Below are 16,628 nucleotides of genomic sequence, written 5' to 3'. Positions count from 1 at the left end.
CGGAGTCCGCGCTCCCGTCCGCCCCTTTTCCCGGGGGTGGGCGGGTGGGCGGGGGCCCGGGCTACCCCTTACGATCCTCTGCGTGTCCAAACTGACCGACCTCCCGAAACGGATCCTGATCGGGCGGGCGCTGCGCAGCGACAAGCTGGGGGAGACCCTCCTCCCGAAGCGCATCGCGCTCCCCGTCTTCGCCTCCGACCCCCTGTCCTCCGTCGCGTACGCGCCGGGGCAGGTGATGATCGTTCTGTCCGTGGCGGGTGCGTCGGCCTACCACTACAGCCCGTGGATCACGATCGCCATCGTCGTGCTGATGTTCACGGTGGTCGCCTCGTACCGCCAGAACGTCCACGCGTACCCCAGCGGAGGTGGTGACTACGAGGTCGCCACCACCAACCTCGGCCCCAAGGCGGGACTGACCGTCGCCAGCGCCCTGCTGGTCGACTACGTCCTCACGGTGGCGGTGTCGATCTCCTCGGGTGTGGAGAACCTCGGCTCGGCCGTCCCCTTCTTCGTCGAGAACAAGACGCTCTGCGCGGTCGGGATCATTCTGCTGCTGACGCTCATGAACCTCCGGGGCGTACGGGAGTCGGGCAAGCTCTTCGCGATCCCCACCTATGTCTTCGTCGGCGGCGTCTTCGCGATGATCCTCTGGGGCGCCTACCGCGGGCTGGTCCTGGGCGACGACATGAAGGCCCCCACCGCGGGCTACGAGGTGCACGCCGAGCAGACCGGGCTGGCCGGCTTCGCGCTGATCTTCCTGCTGCTGCGCGCGTTCTCCGACGGCTGTGCCGCCCTGACCGGCGTCGAGGCGATCAGCAACGGCGTGCCCGCCTTCCGCAAGCCCAAGAGCCGTAACGCGGCCACGACGCTGGCGCTGATGGGCGGCCTCGCCGTGGCCATGTTCGTCGGCATCATCACCCTCGCCCTGGCCACCAACGTCAAGATGGCCGAGAACCCCGCGCGGGACCTGCTGAAGAACGGGGCACCGCTCGGTGCCGACTACACCCAGAACCCGGTGATCTCGCAGGTGGCGGCCGCCGTCTTCGGCGACGGATCGTTCCTGTTCGTGGTGCTCGCGGCGGCCACCGCGCTGGTGCTGTTCCTGGCCGCCAACACCGCGTACAACGGCTTCCCGCTGCTCGGCTCGATCCTCGCCCAGGACCGCTACCTGCCGCGCCAGCTGCACACCCGCGGCGACCGGCTCGCCTTCTCCAACGGCATCGTGCTGCTGGCCTCGGCCGCCGCCGTCCTGGTCTACCTCTACGGGGCCGACTCCACCCGGCTGATCCAGCTCTACATCGTCGGTGTCTTCGTCTCGTTCACCCTCAGCCAGACCGGCATGGTGCGGCACTGGAACCGCCATCTGGCCACCGAGCGGAACCCCAACACCCGCCGCCGCATGATCCGCGCCCGCGCGATCAACACCTTCGGGGCCTTCTTCACCGGCCTGGTGCTGGTCGTGGTGCTGCTGACGAAGTTCACCCACGGCGCCTGGGTCGCCCTGCTCGGCATGGTCATCTTCTACGTCACCATGACGGCCATCAGGCGCCACTACGACGGCGTCTCCGAGGAGCTGGCGGCGGCCACCGAACAGCTCGACGAGGAGGAGGTGCGCCCCTCCCGGGTGCACTCCATCGTCCTGGTCTCCAAGGTCCACAAGCCGACGCTGCGCGCCCTGGCCTACGCCAAGCTGATGCGCTCCCACCGGCTGGAGGCGCTGAGCATCAACGTGGACCCCGCCGAGACCAAGGCGCTCCAGGAGGTCTGGCACGAGCGCGGCATAGACGTACCGCTCAAGATCCTCGACTCGCCCTACCGCGAGATCACCCGGCCGGTCATCGACTACGTCAAGAGCCTGCGCCGGGAGAGCCCGCGCGATGTGGTCTCCGTCTTCATCCCCGAGTACGTGGTCGGCCGCTGGTACGAGCATCTGCTGCACAACCAGAGCGCGCTGCGGCTCAAGGGGCGGCTGCTGTTCACCCCGGGCGTCATGGTGACCTCCGTGCCGTGGCAGCTGGACTCCTCCGAGCTGGCCCGGAAGCGGGCCCGCAAGCGGGCCGAGTGGAGCGCGCCGGGTGCGGTGCGGCGCGGCCCGGTGATCCCGCCCAAGCGGGAGCGGGGCGAGAAGGGGGCGAAGGGCGAGAAGCCGGGGGTCACCTCGCAGGTGCCGGGAGGCTAGGCGGCTCCGGCGGATCGTGACGCCTGCCGGACGTCTCGCAGGCCCGCGGGCCTACGAGACGTCCGGGCGTTGACGAGGTGAGGCCGGGCGCGACGTAGACTGGTGGGCTGTTGTCCCACCGCGCCCCCTCACCCCTTCTGGAGCCTGAACCCGCCATGCAAAGTGAACCCAAGGCATCGCTGGTCGGCGAGGAGTACGAGGTCGAGGTCGGCCCGGTGGCGCACGGCGGTCACTGCATCGCCCGGACCGCCGAGGGCCAGGTGCTGTTCGTCCGGCACGCGCTGCCCGGCGAGCGGGTCGTCGCCCGGGTGACCGAGGGCGAGGAGGGCGCGCGCTTCCTGCGCGCCGACGCGGTGCGGGTGCTGGACGCCTCCAAGGACCGGGTCGAGGCGCCGTGCCCGTTCGCCGGGCCCGGCAAGTGCGGCGGCTGCGACTGGCAGCACGCCGCCCCCGGCGCCCAGCGCAGGCTCAAGGCCGACGTGATCACCGAGCAGCTGGCCCGGCTGGCCGGGCTCACCCCGGAAGAGGCGGGCTGGGACGGCACGGTCGAGCCCGCGCCCGGCGACAAGGTGGCCCGCGGCGAGGTCCCGGCCTGGCGCACCCGGGTGCAGTACGCGGTGGACGAGCAGGGCCGTCCCGGGCTGCGCCGCCACCGCTCGCACGAGGTCGAGCCGATCGACCACTGTCTGATCGCCGCCCCCGGCGTCACCGAACTCGGCGTCGAGAAGCGCGAATGGCCCCAGATCGCCACCGTGGAGGCCATCGCCGCCACCGGCTCCTCCGACCGGCAGGTGGTCCTCACCCCGCGCCCCGGCGGCCGGCTGCCGATCGTGGAGCTGGACCGGCCGGTCTCCGTGCTGCGGGTCAGCGAGTCCCGCGGCCGCGACCGGGCCCGTCTGGTGCACCGCGTCCACGGCCGCCCCTTCGTCCGCGAGCGCGCGGCGGGCCGCACCTGGCGGGTCGGTGAGGGCGGCTTCTGGCAGGTCCACTCGAAGGCGGCGGACGTCCTCGTCGAGGCCGTGATGCAGGGTCTGATGCCCCGTAAGGGCGAGATGGCCCTCGATCTGTACTGCGGCGTCGGCCTCTTCGCGGGCGCGATCGCCGAGCGGGTGGGGGAGCGCGGCGCGGTGCTGGGCATCGAGTCGAGCAAGCGCGCGGTCGAGGACGCCCGGCACAACCTCCAGGACCTGGAGCGCGTCCGTATCGAGCACGGCAAGGTCGAGCAGGTGCTGCCCCGCACCGGGATCACCGAGGCCGACCTGATCGTCCTGGACCCGCCCCGCGCGGGCGCGGGGCGGGAGACGGTCACCCGCCTCGCGGCCCTGGGCGCCCGCCGCATCGCCTACGTCGCCTGCGACCCGGCGGCCCTCGCCCGCGACCTCAAGTACTTCCGCGACGCGGGCTACGCCCCACGCCGCACCCGCGCCTTCGACCTCTTCCCGGTGACGCATCACGTGGAGTGCGTGACGGTGCTGGAGCCCGTGCGCGAGGAGCGCTGAGGCGGAAGGCTCCGGGTCCGCGCGGCCGCCTGCGTCGGGCGGCGTCAGGTGGGCGGGGCCGGGGCCACGCCCGGGGCGGTCCGGGACGGGGTGCGGGTGAGGGTCCACATCATGGTGCCGCCCGTCAGGACGGCGCACAGGTGGAGGGTGATCGCGAGGCCCAGCCGCTCCGGGAGGACGACGTCGGGGGGCGAGGCGATCGCCACGTACAGGGTGAAGGGCAGTTTCCAGCCGCTCCACGCGAAGAGCGAGCCGGAGCCGAGCCAGCCGAGGACCGACGGCAGCCAGCGGGGGAGCCGGCCGGGGCGCTCGCGGCCCGGGCGGGCGACGGCGAACGCGGCGACCAGTGCCCAGGTGCCGCAGATCCCGCACAGCAGGCGCCAGGGGGTGCGGCCCTCGTCGGGGTGGGCGAGGCCCGCGGTGCCGCCCGCCGACCAGTACAGCCACATCAGGCCGACGGCGGCGCCGAGCGCCACGGCCGCCCGGCCGAGCGGCGAGGGAGGGCCGGCCCGGCCGGTGAACGCCTCCGGCCAGCGCCTGCGCAGATAGGCGGGGAGTGCGAGGGTGAGGCCCAGGCCCATGCCGATGAAGCCGAACTGGATCAGGGCGGCCTCCCAGCCGGGCATCCGCGGGTCGCTGTCGCCACCGGACCCGGACCCGGAGGTGTCCGGCTGCGACAGCAGTGAGTCGGCCACCGCGTACGGCAGCATCGACACCAGGAACCCCGCGCCGACCCACGCGCAGAAGAGCAGCGGCACCCCGGGCAGCCGCATCCCCCACGGCCTGGCCAGGGCCAGTCCGAGAGCGATCCCGATGACCGCCATGCCCACCGTGACGGTGTTGAGCACCACCCATTCGGCGAGCCCGAACCCGGCCCCGACGGGCGCGAGTCCGAGCAGTGAGCCGACCACCCACGACACCTTGATCACGGCGTAGGGGGCCATGGCGGCGGAGCCCCCGTACGCGGCCAGCCGACCCATCCGGTCCCACCGGTCCGCCCGGTGGCCCTCCGCGACCGTGTCGCGAAGGGCCACCACGGCGTTTCGGCGGCCGCGTAAGCCGCGGATCACACCCGTACGGTCTCCGCGGTGTCGGTCTCCTCGGCCCGCCCCGGGCCACCGGAGGCGTGCGGGGAGTCGAAGCGGTGGTTGGGCCACCACGCCTTGGAGCCGAGCATCGCGGTCACCGTCGGCACCAGCAGCAGCGCCATGATGAAGGCGGTGAGCAGGATGCCGAAGGCGACGGCGAAGCCCATCTGCTGGAGCATGGTGTTGCTTGCCAGCATCAGCACACCGAAGGTGCCCGCCAGGATGATGGCGGCCGAACCGATCGTCGGTGCCGACTGGGCCACCGCGAGCCGGGCCGCCTCGGCCGGGGACTTGCCCTTCCCGACCTCCTCCCGCAATCGGGCCACCATCAGGATGTTGTAGTCCGTGCCGATCGCCACCACGAACAGATAGACCACGATCGGCAGCATGAAGAGCAGGCCGTGCTCGCCCCTGATGTCCTGGAACAGCCAGACCGTCGAGCCCAGGGTCGCGGCGAAGCCGAGGCCCACGGCGAGCATCAGGTACAGCGGTGCCACCACGCTGCGCAGCAGCAGGCCGAGGATCAGCATGATGGCCACGCCCGCGACCGGGAACACCAGCCGGTAGTCGTGGTTGACCGCGTCCTCGATATCGCCCAGCACCGCGGTCGTTCCGCCCACCAGGGCCTCGCTGCCCTGGGGCGCGGAGCTGTGCGCGGTGTCCCGCAGGTCCCCGGCCACCAGCTCGATGGCCTTCTCGGAGGCGGGCCGGTACTTCAGCACGACGCTGAACTGGGCCACGTCGCCCTTGGGGTTGGGCACGGCGGGGGAGACCTCACCGACGCCCTCGACCCCCTCCAGCTTCTTCCGGAACCCGGTCAGCGCCGCGGCGTCCAGCTTGGCGCCGTCCTTGGACTGGACGTACACCAGGCTCGGGTCGGACTCACCGGCCGAGAAGCTCTTCTGGAGCTCCGCCATGGCCTTGACGGACTCCAGGTCCTTCGGCAGCGAGCTGTCGGTGTCGAACTCGGCCTTGAAGCCGAACGCGCCCACCGCGAGCGCCGCCAGCACACAGGCGGACACCGTGGCGATCAGCCCGGGACGGCGCGAGACCAGGGAGCCGGTGCCCTTGGCGAGCCGGTTGCGGGGCGACTGCTTCCACGCCTTGGACGGCCAGAACGCCTTGGTTCCCAGCAGCGAGAACACCGCGGGCACCAGGGTGAGGGCCGCCACCAGGGTCACCGCGACGGAGATCGCCAGCGAGGGCCCCATGGCGCGCATGCTGCCCATCGTCGACAGCGTCAGGGCGAGGAACGCCACGATGACCGCGCCGGCCGCCGAGGCGATGGTCTCGCCGACCCGGGTGACCGCCTGGATCAAGGCCTCCTTGGGCTCCTGGCCCTGGCGGAGGTTTTCGCGGTAGCGGAACAGCAGGAACAGCATGTAGTCCGTGCCGACGCCGAACAGCACCACGATCAGGATCGCGGAGACGCTGCTGTCGGCCTCGAGTCCGAACCAGTCGCTGGCGGTGCCGATCAGACCCTGGGCCATGATGAACATCACCAGGATCATCAGCACGGGCATCAGCGCGATGAGCGGACTGCGGAAGATGGCGCCGAGCAGCACGATGATCAGGACCAGGGTGGCCATCATGATCATGGCGTCGGTGTCACCCTCGGACTCGGCGGAATCGAGCCCCGAGGCCGCGGGACCGGCCACATCGACCTTCAGCGAGGTGCCCTTCAGCAGCTTGTCGCGGTCCGCGCGCAGATCCTTGATCGACTGCTGGGTGTCCTCGTCGTAGAGGTTCTTCTTGGTCGAGTAGATGTTGCCCAGCGCCATCTTGCCGTCTTTGGAGACGGCCTGGGGTGTGGTCACCACGGACTTGAAGGTCTTGTACTTCTTGTCCTGGAACCCCTTGGTCGCCTTGATGACGGCGGCCTTGTCGGCCTCGGAGAGCTTTCCGCCGTCCGACCGCTGGTAGACCAGGATGGCGGCCGCGCTCTCCTGCTGCGGGAACGCGTGCTCCTGGAGCTTGGTCACCCGCACCGACTCGTAGTGCGAGGGCAGGAAGTCAGCTTGGTCGGAGCTGGACTTCAGCGGTGGGGCAAGGATGGCCAGGCCGACCGCCGCGATGACCCACATCGCGACGATCAGCCATGGACGGTTGACGGCGAACCGTCCTATTCGCCCGAACATGACGCTCCTTAGGGAGTTAAGGTTCCAGTAAGAGGCACGCTAGGACAGCCGTTCGGGCCGCACCACGTGTCCTCGTGGAAATCGGCCTGGGGGGTGAGGGCGGCTCCGCCAAAGGGTTTAGGGAAGCGATCCACGTCTCAGCATCCGTGCTGATGGCACCCCTCGGGCCCCGGGCCGACGGCCACCGTCCGAGTTTCAGGGGCCGCGGTGCGGGCGGGCCGTGAAGTGGGCCGGACTGACATGTAGTTGACAAAATCGGTGCGTCCGGCGGCTTCTCGCGGACGCGTTCCCGCCCGTCCCGTCCGCTTCCTGACAACGCGTCCCATACGCCTCGTCATGCCCCGTCGGGCCGTCCCGCCACGCCTGGTCAGGGCGCCCCGCCAGACCTCCTGAAGGGCCTGTCGGGACGCCCCGCTAGACCTCCTGGAGGGCCGTCTTCGCGGCGTCCACGAAGTCCGTCAGGGCCTGCCAGAACGGTCTGAACGCGGCGTGAAAGCGCTGCCCCGCCTCCGGCTCGCCGGAGCGCATCGCGCCCAGGGCGCGGTGGAACGGGCCGGTGGCCTTCTGCAACGCGTTCGCCGCGGTGGCCGCGGCGGGCGGGCCCTCCAGCTCGACGACGCGCACACAGCGGCGCATCTTGCCGTACTCGTCGCGCTCCCGCTCGGCCAGCTCGTCCAGGAGGGCGAGGCGGCGTTCCGCCGCGCCGGTGCGCTCGACGGCGGCGACCTCCCAGTACAACTCGCCGATGCTGTGGGTCTGTTCGATCAGATCGAGATACGCGGTGCGCCTGCTGTCGCGCAGCCGCTCCGCGCGCTGGGCGAGCGCCGCGGTGTCCGCCTGGATCCGGGCGGCCCGGGTGTTGCCGCGGCTGGTGACCCAGCTGGCGAGGACGGCGGTGCCACCGGTGAGGGCCGCGATCCAGAACGTGCTGTCAGCCATGGGCCCCCGTACCGTCCTCAATTCCTCGAGCGCTGAACATCCGCTGTCCCTTGGTCATCATCAGCCACGGCGGCTATCCCCCGATGGTAGGAAGATACGGAAGGAGTAACGGTTCGGCGGTATGTGCCACCGATATGTTCCGGAGCATGAGCGCATCCGGGCTGCTGCCCGCAAGGACCGAACTGCGGCCCATCGTCTCCGAGTTGAGGCTGTCGGCCTTCAAGAGCCACCGCCGTGCCGCGTTCCGGCTGGGACCGCTGACCTTGATCTCCGGTCCGAGCGGCAGCGGCAAGTCCGGGGTGCTGGAGGCGTACGCGGCGCTCGCGCGGCTCGCGGGCGGCGCCCGGCTCGCGGAGGTGTTCCGCGATCCGGCCGCGTACATCCCGCGCCGGGCGCGGCCGGACCGGCAGGGGCGGCGCGGCTTCCGCATCGGCTGCACCGTGGACGGCCCGGTCGGGCCGGTACGGGTCGATGTCGCCGTACAGGCCGAGCCCGAACTGCGCATCGTGGGCGAGCGGATGACGGGGGCGGGGGAGACCCTGCTGGAGACGGCGCTGCGCGACCCGGGGCGGCGCTGTGTCCAGGCCGCCTGGCACACGGCGGGCGCGGTCGCGGTGACCCGCGCCCCGCTGCCCGACGACCGGCTGGCGACCTCGCTGCTGCCGCTGCGGGTCGCGGGCACGACGGAGGGGCAGCGGCTGGCGCTCGCCGCCGCCGAGCAGGTGGTCATCGCGCTGCGCTCGGTCTTCCCCTGCGATCCGCGGCCGGACCGGATGCGGGCGCCGGCGGCGCCGAGGGACGGGCGGCTGCGCGGCGGCTGCGAGAACCTGGCGGCGGTGCTGCGGCGGACCAGCCGGGAGTGCGGCTCGCGGCACGCGGCGCTGGTCGCGGCGGTCCGGGCGGGGTGCGCCGGGCCGGTCGAGGGGCTGGTCACGGAGGGGCGGGCGGACGGGGTGGTGCGAGCCCTCGTCGAGCAGGGGGAGCTCGGCGCGATGCCCGTGGAGCGCCTCGGCGACGGCGAGCTGCGGTATCTCGCGCTCGCGCTGGTGCTGCTGACCGGGCCCGGTGTGCTGGCCGTGGACCCGGCGGCCGATGTGCTCCCCGCGCGGCAGGTGCTGACCGTGCTGGCCGACGGTTTCGACCGGTGTCTGGACCGGCGGCAGGCGCGGGAGCTCCTGGGGGTGGCGGCCCGGATGTGCGCACGGGGGCACATCCGGCTCGTGGGGACGGTGGGGGACGTGACGGGGGCGGTCGGGGACGCCCCCGTCACGGTGGTAAACCTGGGGCGTGAGCGAGTCCCATGAGAGCGAGCGACGAACCGACGGCCTGGACGTGGCGGTGCTTCAGCGCAGGCTGGCCGCCTTCGCGGCGGCGCGCGACTGGCAGCAGTACCACACCCCCAAGAACCTCGCGGCGGCGCTGAGCGTCGAGGCGTCGGAGCTGGTGGAGATCTTCCAGTGGCTGACGCCTGAGCAGTCGGCGCGGGTGATGGAGGACGAGGGGAGGGCGGGCCGGGTCGAGGACGAGGTCGCCGATGTGCTGGCGTATCTGCTCCAGTTCTGCGAGGTGCTGGGGATCGACGCGCTCGCGGCGCTCTCGGCGAAGATCGACCGGAACGAGACGCGGTTTCCGGTGAACGGGGCGCGCTGACGGCGTACGGGCGTCGAGCGCGTACGGGTGCGGGGCGCGTAGGGGCGTTGAGCGCGTACGGGTGTGGGGCGCGTAGCCGTGCGGGGCGCGGCGCCGACGGGTCTGGCCGCGAACGGGGGCTTTGGCGGTGAATGGGTGATCTCGCGGTGAACAGGGATCTATGACGGTGAACGGGGGCTGTGGCGGTGAACCGTGATCTCCGGTGCCTCGCGGGGCTCCGACCCCTTGATCCGTCACTCTCCGTGGTGAAGAAGTTATCCACACCGCAACTGTTGTCAACAGATTCCTGAATTCCCCTAGCTTTTCGGCCTGTTAGTCATCACTCTGGGTAGTGGAGGAGTGACGGGCTCGGAAGTCCGTTGAGAGGGGTGCGGGGAATGGACGCGATGCGGCTGATCGGTGTCACCCGGCACGCCCTGGCGAAGGCCGGGAGCGTGCACGACATCGTGGCCGAAGCCTGGCAGGTTCAAGCGCTGGCCGAAGCGGTCGGCGGATATTTCGTGGTGAGCGGCCCGGCGGCCGCGCGAGCGGAGGCGCGCGGTCTGTGCGAGGCGGGCGGGCGGGCGCGCGGCGCCCTGTTCCACCCGGCGCTGCACCACCCCACATTGCGCGGCGGCGGTTTACGGGCCGCCCAGCTCTCGGAGGTGCGCGATCCGAGGGAGGTGCTGCTGGCGCTGGGGGAGCTGCTGGCGGAGGCGGGCTTCGCGCTGGTCGGAGTCGCCTCCAATACCGAGGAGGAGGCGCTGTACTGGCAGTGCGTGGAGGCGATCGACGCGGCGGACGAGGCCCGGGACCGGGTGCACGGCATGCTCAGGCACCTCACCTTCCGCGAGTGGGGTGGGGAGTGGGGCGGTGCGGCGTGACGAGGCAGGATGGGTGCCATGGATCTTCGCATCTTCACCGAGCCCCAGCAGGGGGCGACCTACGACACGCTGCTCACCGTCGCCAAGGCCACCGAGGACCTCGGATTCGACGCCTTCTTCCGGTCCGACCACTACCTCCACATGGGAGACGTGGACGGCCTCCCTGGCCCCACCGACGCCTGGATCACCCTGGCCGGGCTGGCCCGCGAGACCCGGCGGATCCGGCTGGGCACCCTGATGACCGCCGCCACCTTCCGGCTGCCCGGTGTGCTGGCGATCCAGGTCGCGCAGGTCGACCAGATGTCGGGCGGACGAGTCGAGCTGGGCCTGGGCGCGGGCTGGTTCGAGGAGGAGCACCGGGCCTATGGGATCCCCTTCCCGAAGGAGAAGTTCGCCCGGCTGGAGGAGCAGCTGGCCATCGTCACCGGGCTGTGGCAGACCCCGGTCGGCGAGACCTTCGGCCATGACGGTGCCCACTACCAGCTGGTGGACTCCCCGGGGCTGCCCAAGCCCGCGCAGAGCAAGGTGCCGGTGCTGATCGGCGGCCTGGGGGCCACCCGCACCCCGCGGCTGGCCGCTCGGTACGCGGATGAGTTCAATATGCCGTTCGCCTCGCCCGAGGACAGCGAGCACCAGTTCGGCCGGGTGCGGGAGGCGGCCGAGGCCGCCGGCCGCAAGGGCGACGACCTGGTGTACTCGAACGCGCTGGTGGTGTGCGTGGGCAAGGACGACGCCGAGGTCGCCCGGCGGGCCGCGGCGATCGGCCGCGAGGTCGGGGAGCTGAAGGAGAACGGTCTGGCGGGCTCCCCGGCCGAGGTGGTCGAGAAGATCGGCCGCTATGCGGAGGCGGGCGCCTCCCGGCTCTACCTCCAGATGCTGGACCTGAACGACCTCGACCACCTGGAGCTGATTTCCTCGCAGGTCCAGGCCCAGCTGGGCTGAGCGCACCACCAGGAGCACCCGTGATGTCCGTAACCCCCACCTCCCTGGCCGCCGCGCTGGAGCGCGGACCGCTCGTCCTCGACGGCGGTCTCTCCAACCAGTTGGAGGCACAGGGCTGTGATCTCTCCGACGAGCTGTGGTCGGCCCGGCTGCTGGCCGACGACCCGGGGCGAATCGAGGCGGCCCACACCGCCTACGCCCGGGCGGGCGCGCGGGTGCTCATCACGGGCAGCTATCAGGCCACCTACGAGGGGTTCGCCCACCGGGGCGTGGGCCGCGAGGAGGCCACGGCGCTGCTGCGGCGCAGCGTCGAGCTGGCGCGCACGGCCGCCGAACGGACGGCAGGGGGCGAGCGGGGCGCGGGGCCGGTGTGGGTCGCCGCCTCCGTCGGCCCGTACGGGGCGATGCTGGCCGACGGCAGCGAGTACCGCGGGCGGTACGGGCTGAGCGTGGCCGAGCTGGCCCGGTTCCACCGGCCGAGGATCGAGGCCCTGGCCGCGGCCGGGCCCGACGCGCTGGCGCTGGAGACGGTGCCGGACGCCGATGAGGCCGCGGCGATGCTGAGCGCCGCCGAGGGATGCGGGGTTCCGGTCTGGCTCTCCTACAGCATCGCGGGGGAGACCACCCGGGCCGGGCAGCCGCTGAGGGACGCGTTCGCCCTGGCCGCGGGGGTCGACCAGGTGATCGCCGTCGGCGTCAACTGCTGTGAGCCGGGCGACGCGGACCGGGCCGTGGAGATCGCGGCCGACATCACCGGCAAGCCGGTGGTGGTCTATCCGAACAGCGGAGAGGAGTGGGATGCCACGGCACGGAGCTGGCGCGGCCGGGCGACCTTCGACCCGGGGCGGGTGAAGGCATGGCGGGACGCGGGGGCGCGGCTCATCGGCGGCTGCTGCCGGGTGGGCCCGGAGCGGATCGCGGAGCTGGCGGCGGTGGTGAGAAACCATTAGGTGGGGGAGGGCCGTCGGGCGATACTCGGACGGGTGTTCTTGACGATAACCACCACCGGCACCGCCGAGCGCCCCGCGACCGACCTCGGGTTTCTGCTGCACAAGCATCCCGACAAGGCGCAGCGGTTCTCGACCTCCTACGGCACCGCGCATGTCCTCTACCCCGAGGCGACCGCCGAACGCTGCACCGCGGCGCTGCTGTTGGAGGTGGACCCCGTGGCGCTGGTGCGGCGGGGCCGCGGCAAGGGCCGGGGCGGCGCCCCCGACTCCGCGCTCGCGCAGTACGTCAACGACCGCCCGTATGCCGCCTCCTCCCTGTTGGCCGTCGCGCTGAGCGCGGTCTTCTCCAGCGCTCTGCGGGGCCAGTGCAAGGCCCGGCCCGAGCTGCCGGAGCGGGCGCTGCCGCTGCGGATCGAGCTGCCCGCGCTGCCCGCGCGCGGCGGCGCCGCCCTGGTCGAGCGGCTCTTCGAGCCGCTGGGCTGGGCGGTGACGGCCGAGCCGGTGGCGCTGGACGAGGAGTTCCCGGCATGGGGCGAGTCGCGGTACGTACGGCTGGTGCTGGAGGGCGAGCTGCGGTTGGCCGACGCCCTGCGCCATCTGTATGTGCTGCTGCCCGTGCTCGACGACGCCAAGCACTACTGGGTCGCCCCGGACGAGGTCGACAAGCTGCTGCGCTCCGGTGAGGGCTGGCTGGAGAGCCACCCCGAGCAGCGGCTGATCACCAACCGCTATCTGGCCCGCCGCTGGTCGCTGACGCGCAGCGCGCTGGAGCGGCTGGAGCTGGCGCGGCTCGCCGAGGCCGACGACACCGCGGCGGAGGAGATCGACAACGCCGTCGGCGAACCGGCGGCGGCCGAGCTGATGGAGGAGGACGAGAGCGAGGAGGGTTCCGAGGAGCGGCCGGTGCCACTGGCGGTACGGCGGCGGGAGGCGATACTCGACGCCCTGCGCGGGGTCGGGGCGGCCCGGGTGCTCGATCTGGGGTGCGGCCGGGGCCAGTTGCTGGGCGCGCTGCTGAAGGAGGCGCGGTTCACCGAGATCGTGGGCGTCGATGTGTCGATGCGCGCGCTCAACGAGGCGGCGCGGAGGCTGCGGCTGGACCGCCCCGGCTTCGACACGGGCGCGGCCGAGCGGCAGTCGGCCCGGCTGAAGCTGACCCAGGGCGCGCTCACCTACACCGACTCCCGGCTCGCCGGATATGACGCGGCGGTGCTCAGCGAGGTGATCGAGCATGTGGATCAGCCCCGGCTGCCCGCCCTTGAACATGTGGTGTTCGGCGCCGCACGGCCCAAGGCCGTCGTGGTGACCACGCCCAACGTGGAGTACAACGTGCGCTGGGAGACCCTGCCCGCCGGGCGGATGCGCCACGGCGACCACCGCTTCGAGTGGACCCGCGAGGAGTTCCGGACCTGGGCGGGGCAGGTCGCCGAACGGCACGGCTACGCGGTGGAGTTCCGCCCCGTCGGCCTCGAGGACCCCGAGGTCGGCCCGCCCACCCAGCTGGCGCTCTTCCGCGTGGCCGCCAAGGGCGGCGACGGCGGCACGGACAGCCGGAGCGGCGACCGCACCGCCACGACTGCCGCGGCCACCGCGGCCGCCACGGCTGATACGACCGCCGCGGCCACCGCGACACGCACGGCTCCCACCGCCGCGGCGACCGCCACGACCAACGCGACCATGACGACGACCACGACGGCGACCACGACGAAGGAGGCCGCGGCATGACCGAGGAGAAGCGCACCATCGGCGTGCCCGACCTGTCCCTCGTGGTGCTCGTCGGCACCACCGGCTCCGGCAAGTCCACCTTCGCCCGGCGCCACTTCCTGCCCACCCAGATCGTCTCCTCCGACGTCTGCCGCGGGCTCGTCGCCGACGACGAGAACGACCAGAGCGCCACCCCCGACGCCTTCGACGTGCTCCACTACATCGTCGGCAAGCGGCTGGCGGCCGGACGGCTGACCGTCATCGACGCCACCAACGTCCGCAGCGAGTCCCGCCGCAGCCTGATCGCGCTCGCGCGGGAGCATGACGTCCTGCCCGTGGCGATCGTCCTCGACGTCCCCGAGGGCGAGTGCGCCCGGCGCAACACCCAGCGCCCCGACCGCGCCGGAATGCCCGGCCATGTCATCCCCCGCCAGCGCCGTGAGCTGCGCCGCTCGCTGAAGTCCCTGGAGCGCGAGGGGTTCCGCAAGGTGCACGTCCTGCGCGGCGCCGAGGAGGTCGAGGCCGCGCAGGTCGCCACCGAGCGCCGCTACAACGATCTGCGCCATCTCACCGGCCCGTTCGACATCATCGGCGACATCCACGGCTGCCGCTCCGAGCTGGAGACCCTGCTGGGCAAGCTGGGCTACGCCCTGCGCCGTGACGACCTCGGCCGCCCGGTCGACGCCGGCCACCCCGAGGGCCGTACGGCGGTCTTCGTCGGCGACCTCGTCGACCGCGGCCCCGACAGCCCCGGGGTGCTGCGCCTGGTGATGGGCATGGTCGCCTCCGGCGCGGCCCTGTGCGTGCCCGGCAACCACGAGAACAAGCTCGCCCGCTACCTCAAGGGGCGCAAGGTGCGGGTCACCCATGGCCTCGCCGAGACCGTGGAGCAGCTGGACCGGGAGCACCGGGCGGACCCGGCCTTCGTCGACCGGGCGCGGGACTTCATCGAGTCGCTGGTCAGCCACTACGTACTGGACGGCGGGTCGCTGGTGGTGTGTCACGCCGGGCTGCCCGAGAAGTACCACGGCCGCACGTCCGGCCGGGTCCGTTCGCACGCCCTGTACGGGGAGACGACCGGGGAGACCGATGAGTTCGGCCTGCCCGTGCGCTATCCGTGGGCCGAGGACTACCGCGGCCGCGCCGCCGTCGTCTACGGCCACACCCCCACCCCCCGCGCCTCCTGGCTCAACAACACCATCTGCCTGGACACCGGCTGTGTCTTCGGCGGCCGGATGACCGCGCTGCGCTGGCCGGAGCGCGAGCTGGTGGACGTCCCGGCCGAGCGGGTCTGGTACGAACCGGTCAAGCCGCTGACCACCGAGACTCCCGGAGGCTCCGACGGCCGTCCGCTCGACCTGGGCGACGTGCGGGGCCGCCGTATCGTCGAGACCCGCCACATGGGCCGGATCGCGGTCAAGGAGGAGAACGCGGCGGCGGCGCTGGAGGTCATGAGCCGTTTCGCGGTCGCCCCCCGGCTGCTCGGCTATCTCCCGCCCACCATGGCGCCGACCGCCACCTCCAAGGAGGGGACCGGCGGCGGAGCCGCCGACGGCGGCTTCCTCGAGCATCCGGCGGAGGCGTTCGCCGCCTACCGCGCGGACGGGGTGCGCCAGGTGATCTGCGAGGAGAAGCACATGGGCTCGCGTGCGGTGGCGCTGGTGTGCCGTGACGCGGATGTCGCGCGGGAGCGGTTCGGCACGCCGGACGGCGTCTCCGGCGCGATCCACACCCGTACCGGACGGCCGTTCTTCGACGACGCCCAGCTCACGGAGACCGTGCTGCGCGGGCTGGGCAACTGCCTCGATCGGGCCGGGCTGTGGCAGGAGCTGGACACCGACTGGCTGTTGCTGGACGCCGAGTTGATGCCGTGGTCGCTCAAGGCCGAGGGGCTGCTGCGCCACCAGTACGCGGCGGTGGGCGCCGCCTCGCGTGCCGTCCTCCCCGGCGTCCTCGCGGCGCTGGAGGGCGCGGAGGCGCGCGGCGTCGAGGTGTCCGCGCTGCTGGACAAGCAGCGTGAACGGGCGTCGGACGCGGCCGCGTTCACCGATGCCTACCGGCGTTACTGCTGGCCGGTCGACGGGCTGAACGGTATCCGGATGGCGCCGTTCCAGATCCTGGCCGTCCAGGGTCGCAACCTCGCCACCGCGCTCCCGCACGACCAGCAGCTCGCCCTGATCGACCGGATGATCGAGGCGGAGAAGCCGGCCGCCGACGGCGCCCGGCTGTTGACCCCCACCCGCCGGCTGATCGTCGACACCGAGGACGAGGCGTCGGTCGCCGATGGCGTGCGGTGGTGGCTGGAGCTGACGGCCGAGGGCGGCGAGGGCATGGTGGTCAAGCCGCTCCAGGGCTTCGTCCGCAAGGGCGACGGCCGACTGGTCCAGCCGGGCGTGAAGTGCCGGGGCCGCGAGTATCTGCGCATCATCTACGGCCCGGAGTACACCCGCCCGGAGAACCTGGCCCGCCTGCGCGAGCGCCACCTGGGTCACAAGCGCTCACTCGCCCTGCGCGAGTACGCGCTCGGCCTGGAGGCGCTGGACCGGCTGGCGGAGGGCGAGCCCCTGTGGCGCGTCCACGAGGCGGTCTTCGCGGTGCTCGCGCTGGAGTCGGAGCCGGTGGACCCACGGTTGTAGGGACGGCGGTCTGGGGGTGTCCGGCGGTACGCGTACGCCT

At 72.3% G+C, this 16,628-nt stretch carries 12 protein-coding genes; 9 read left to right on the top strand and 3 right to left on the bottom strand.

The window, feature by feature from the left end; genetic code table 11:
• Positions 1–82: 82 nt before the first annotated feature.
• Positions 83–2,179 carry an APC family permease gene (locus KHP12_RS16695; protein ID WP_211833122.1) on the top strand — a complete coding sequence of 699 codons (2,097 nt, stop codon included), beginning with the start codon at positions 83–85 and terminating at the stop codon, positions 2,177–2,179.
• Between the two features lie 155 nt (positions 2,180–2,334).
• Positions 2,335–3,678 (top strand): class I SAM-dependent RNA methyltransferase, encoded by a 1,344-nt coding sequence (locus KHP12_RS16690; protein WP_211833121.1) that lies wholly within the window; start codon positions 2,335–2,337, stop codon positions 3,676–3,678.
• A 44-nt stretch (positions 3,679–3,722) separates the two neighbouring features.
• Here KHP12_RS16690 and KHP12_RS16685 read toward each other — a convergent pair whose 3' ends face one another.
• From KHP12_RS16685 to KHP12_RS16675, 3 genes are all read right to left on the bottom strand, one after another.
• Positions 3,723–4,748, bottom strand: coding sequence for a hypothetical protein (locus KHP12_RS16685; RefSeq protein ID WP_372455200.1), 1,026 nt, complete (start codon positions 4,746–4,748; stop codon positions 3,723–3,725).
• Positions 4,745–6,904, bottom strand: a complete 2,160-nt coding sequence (locus KHP12_RS16680) for an MMPL family transporter (RefSeq protein WP_086886054.1) — start codon at positions 6,902–6,904, stop codon at positions 4,745–4,747. The genes KHP12_RS16685 and KHP12_RS16680 overlap by 4 nt, the downstream gene beginning before the upstream one ends.
• Positions 6,905–7,318: 414 nt before the next feature.
• Positions 7,319–7,843: a hypothetical protein gene (locus KHP12_RS16675; protein WP_086886053.1), complete on the bottom strand. Its 525-nt coding sequence runs from the start codon at positions 7,841–7,843 to the stop codon at positions 7,319–7,321.
• Between the two features lie 146 nt (positions 7,844–7,989).
• Here KHP12_RS16675 and KHP12_RS16670 point away from each other — a divergent pair, with 146 nt between their 5' ends.
• From KHP12_RS16670 to KHP12_RS16640, 7 genes are all read left to right on the top strand, one after another.
• The gene (locus KHP12_RS16670; RefSeq protein WP_211833120.1) at positions 7,990–9,147 is read left to right on the top strand and encodes an AAA family ATPase; all 1,158 of its coding nucleotides are present in this window, start codon (positions 7,990–7,992) and stop codon (positions 9,145–9,147) included.
• On the top strand, positions 9,131–9,493 hold the full coding sequence (locus KHP12_RS16665; RefSeq protein WP_051573834.1) for a nucleotide pyrophosphohydrolase: 363 nt from the start codon (positions 9,131–9,133) through the stop codon (positions 9,491–9,493). Before KHP12_RS16670 ends, KHP12_RS16665 begins: the two co-directional genes overlap by 17 nt.
• Positions 9,494–9,870: 377 nt before the next feature.
• On the top strand, positions 9,871–10,356 hold the full coding sequence (locus KHP12_RS16660; protein ID WP_020867923.1) for a DUF6099 family protein: 486 nt from the start codon (positions 9,871–9,873) through the stop codon (positions 10,354–10,356).
• An 18-nt stretch (positions 10,357–10,374) separates the two neighbouring features.
• Positions 10,375–11,298: an LLM class F420-dependent oxidoreductase gene (locus KHP12_RS16655; RefSeq protein WP_086884217.1), complete on the top strand. Its 924-nt coding sequence runs from the start codon at positions 10,375–10,377 to the stop codon at positions 11,296–11,298.
• 23 nt (positions 11,299–11,321) lie between these two features.
• Entirely contained in the window at positions 11,322–12,248 is a 927-nt protein-coding gene (mmuM, locus tag KHP12_RS16650) for a homocysteine S-methyltransferase (protein ID WP_086884218.1), read from the top strand.
• Between the two features lie 33 nt (positions 12,249–12,281).
• Complete coding sequence (locus KHP12_RS16645) at positions 12,282–13,973, top strand: 3' terminal RNA ribose 2'-O-methyltransferase Hen1 (protein WP_211833119.1); 1,692 nt, start codon at positions 12,282–12,284, stop codon at positions 13,971–13,973.
• Positions 13,970–16,588, top strand: a complete 2,619-nt coding sequence (locus tag KHP12_RS16640) for a polynucleotide kinase-phosphatase (protein ID WP_211833118.1) — start codon at positions 13,970–13,972, stop codon at positions 16,586–16,588. The genes KHP12_RS16645 and KHP12_RS16640 overlap by 4 nt, the downstream gene beginning before the upstream one ends.
• Positions 16,589–16,628 lie beyond the last annotated feature (40 nt).

The organism is Streptomyces asiaticus, from assembly GCF_018138715.1.
GTDB lineage: Bacteria > Actinomycetota > Actinomycetes > Streptomycetales > Streptomycetaceae > Streptomyces > Streptomyces asiaticus.
The sequence above is the reverse complement of the archived record's forward strand: the minus strand, read 5'-3'. Positions and strand labels throughout refer to the sequence as shown.

Coding starts and splice junctions, on each gene's coding strand:
- KHP12_RS16690 (WP_211833121.1), top strand. CDS start 2,335: ATGCAAAGTGAACCCAAGGCATCGCTGGTCGGCGAGGAGTACGAGGTC.
- KHP12_RS16680 (WP_086886054.1), bottom strand. CDS start 6,904: ATGTTCGGGCGAATAGGACGGTTCGCCGTCAACCGTCCATGGCTGATC.
- KHP12_RS16675 (WP_086886053.1), bottom strand. CDS start 7,843: ATGGCTGACAGCACGTTCTGGATCGCGGCCCTCACCGGTGGCACCGCC.
- KHP12_RS16670 (WP_211833120.1), top strand. CDS start 7,990: ATGAGCGCATCCGGGCTGCTGCCCGCAAGGACCGAACTGCGGCCCATC.
- KHP12_RS16660 (WP_020867923.1), top strand. CDS start 9,871: ATGGACGCGATGCGGCTGATCGGTGTCACCCGGCACGCCCTGGCGAAG.
- KHP12_RS16655 (WP_086884217.1), top strand. CDS start 10,375: ATGGATCTTCGCATCTTCACCGAGCCCCAGCAGGGGGCGACCTACGAC.
- mmuM (WP_086884218.1), top strand. CDS start 11,322: ATGTCCGTAACCCCCACCTCCCTGGCCGCCGCGCTGGAGCGCGGACCG.
- KHP12_RS16640 (WP_211833118.1), top strand. CDS start 13,970: ATGACCGAGGAGAAGCGCACCATCGGCGTGCCCGACCTGTCCCTCGTG.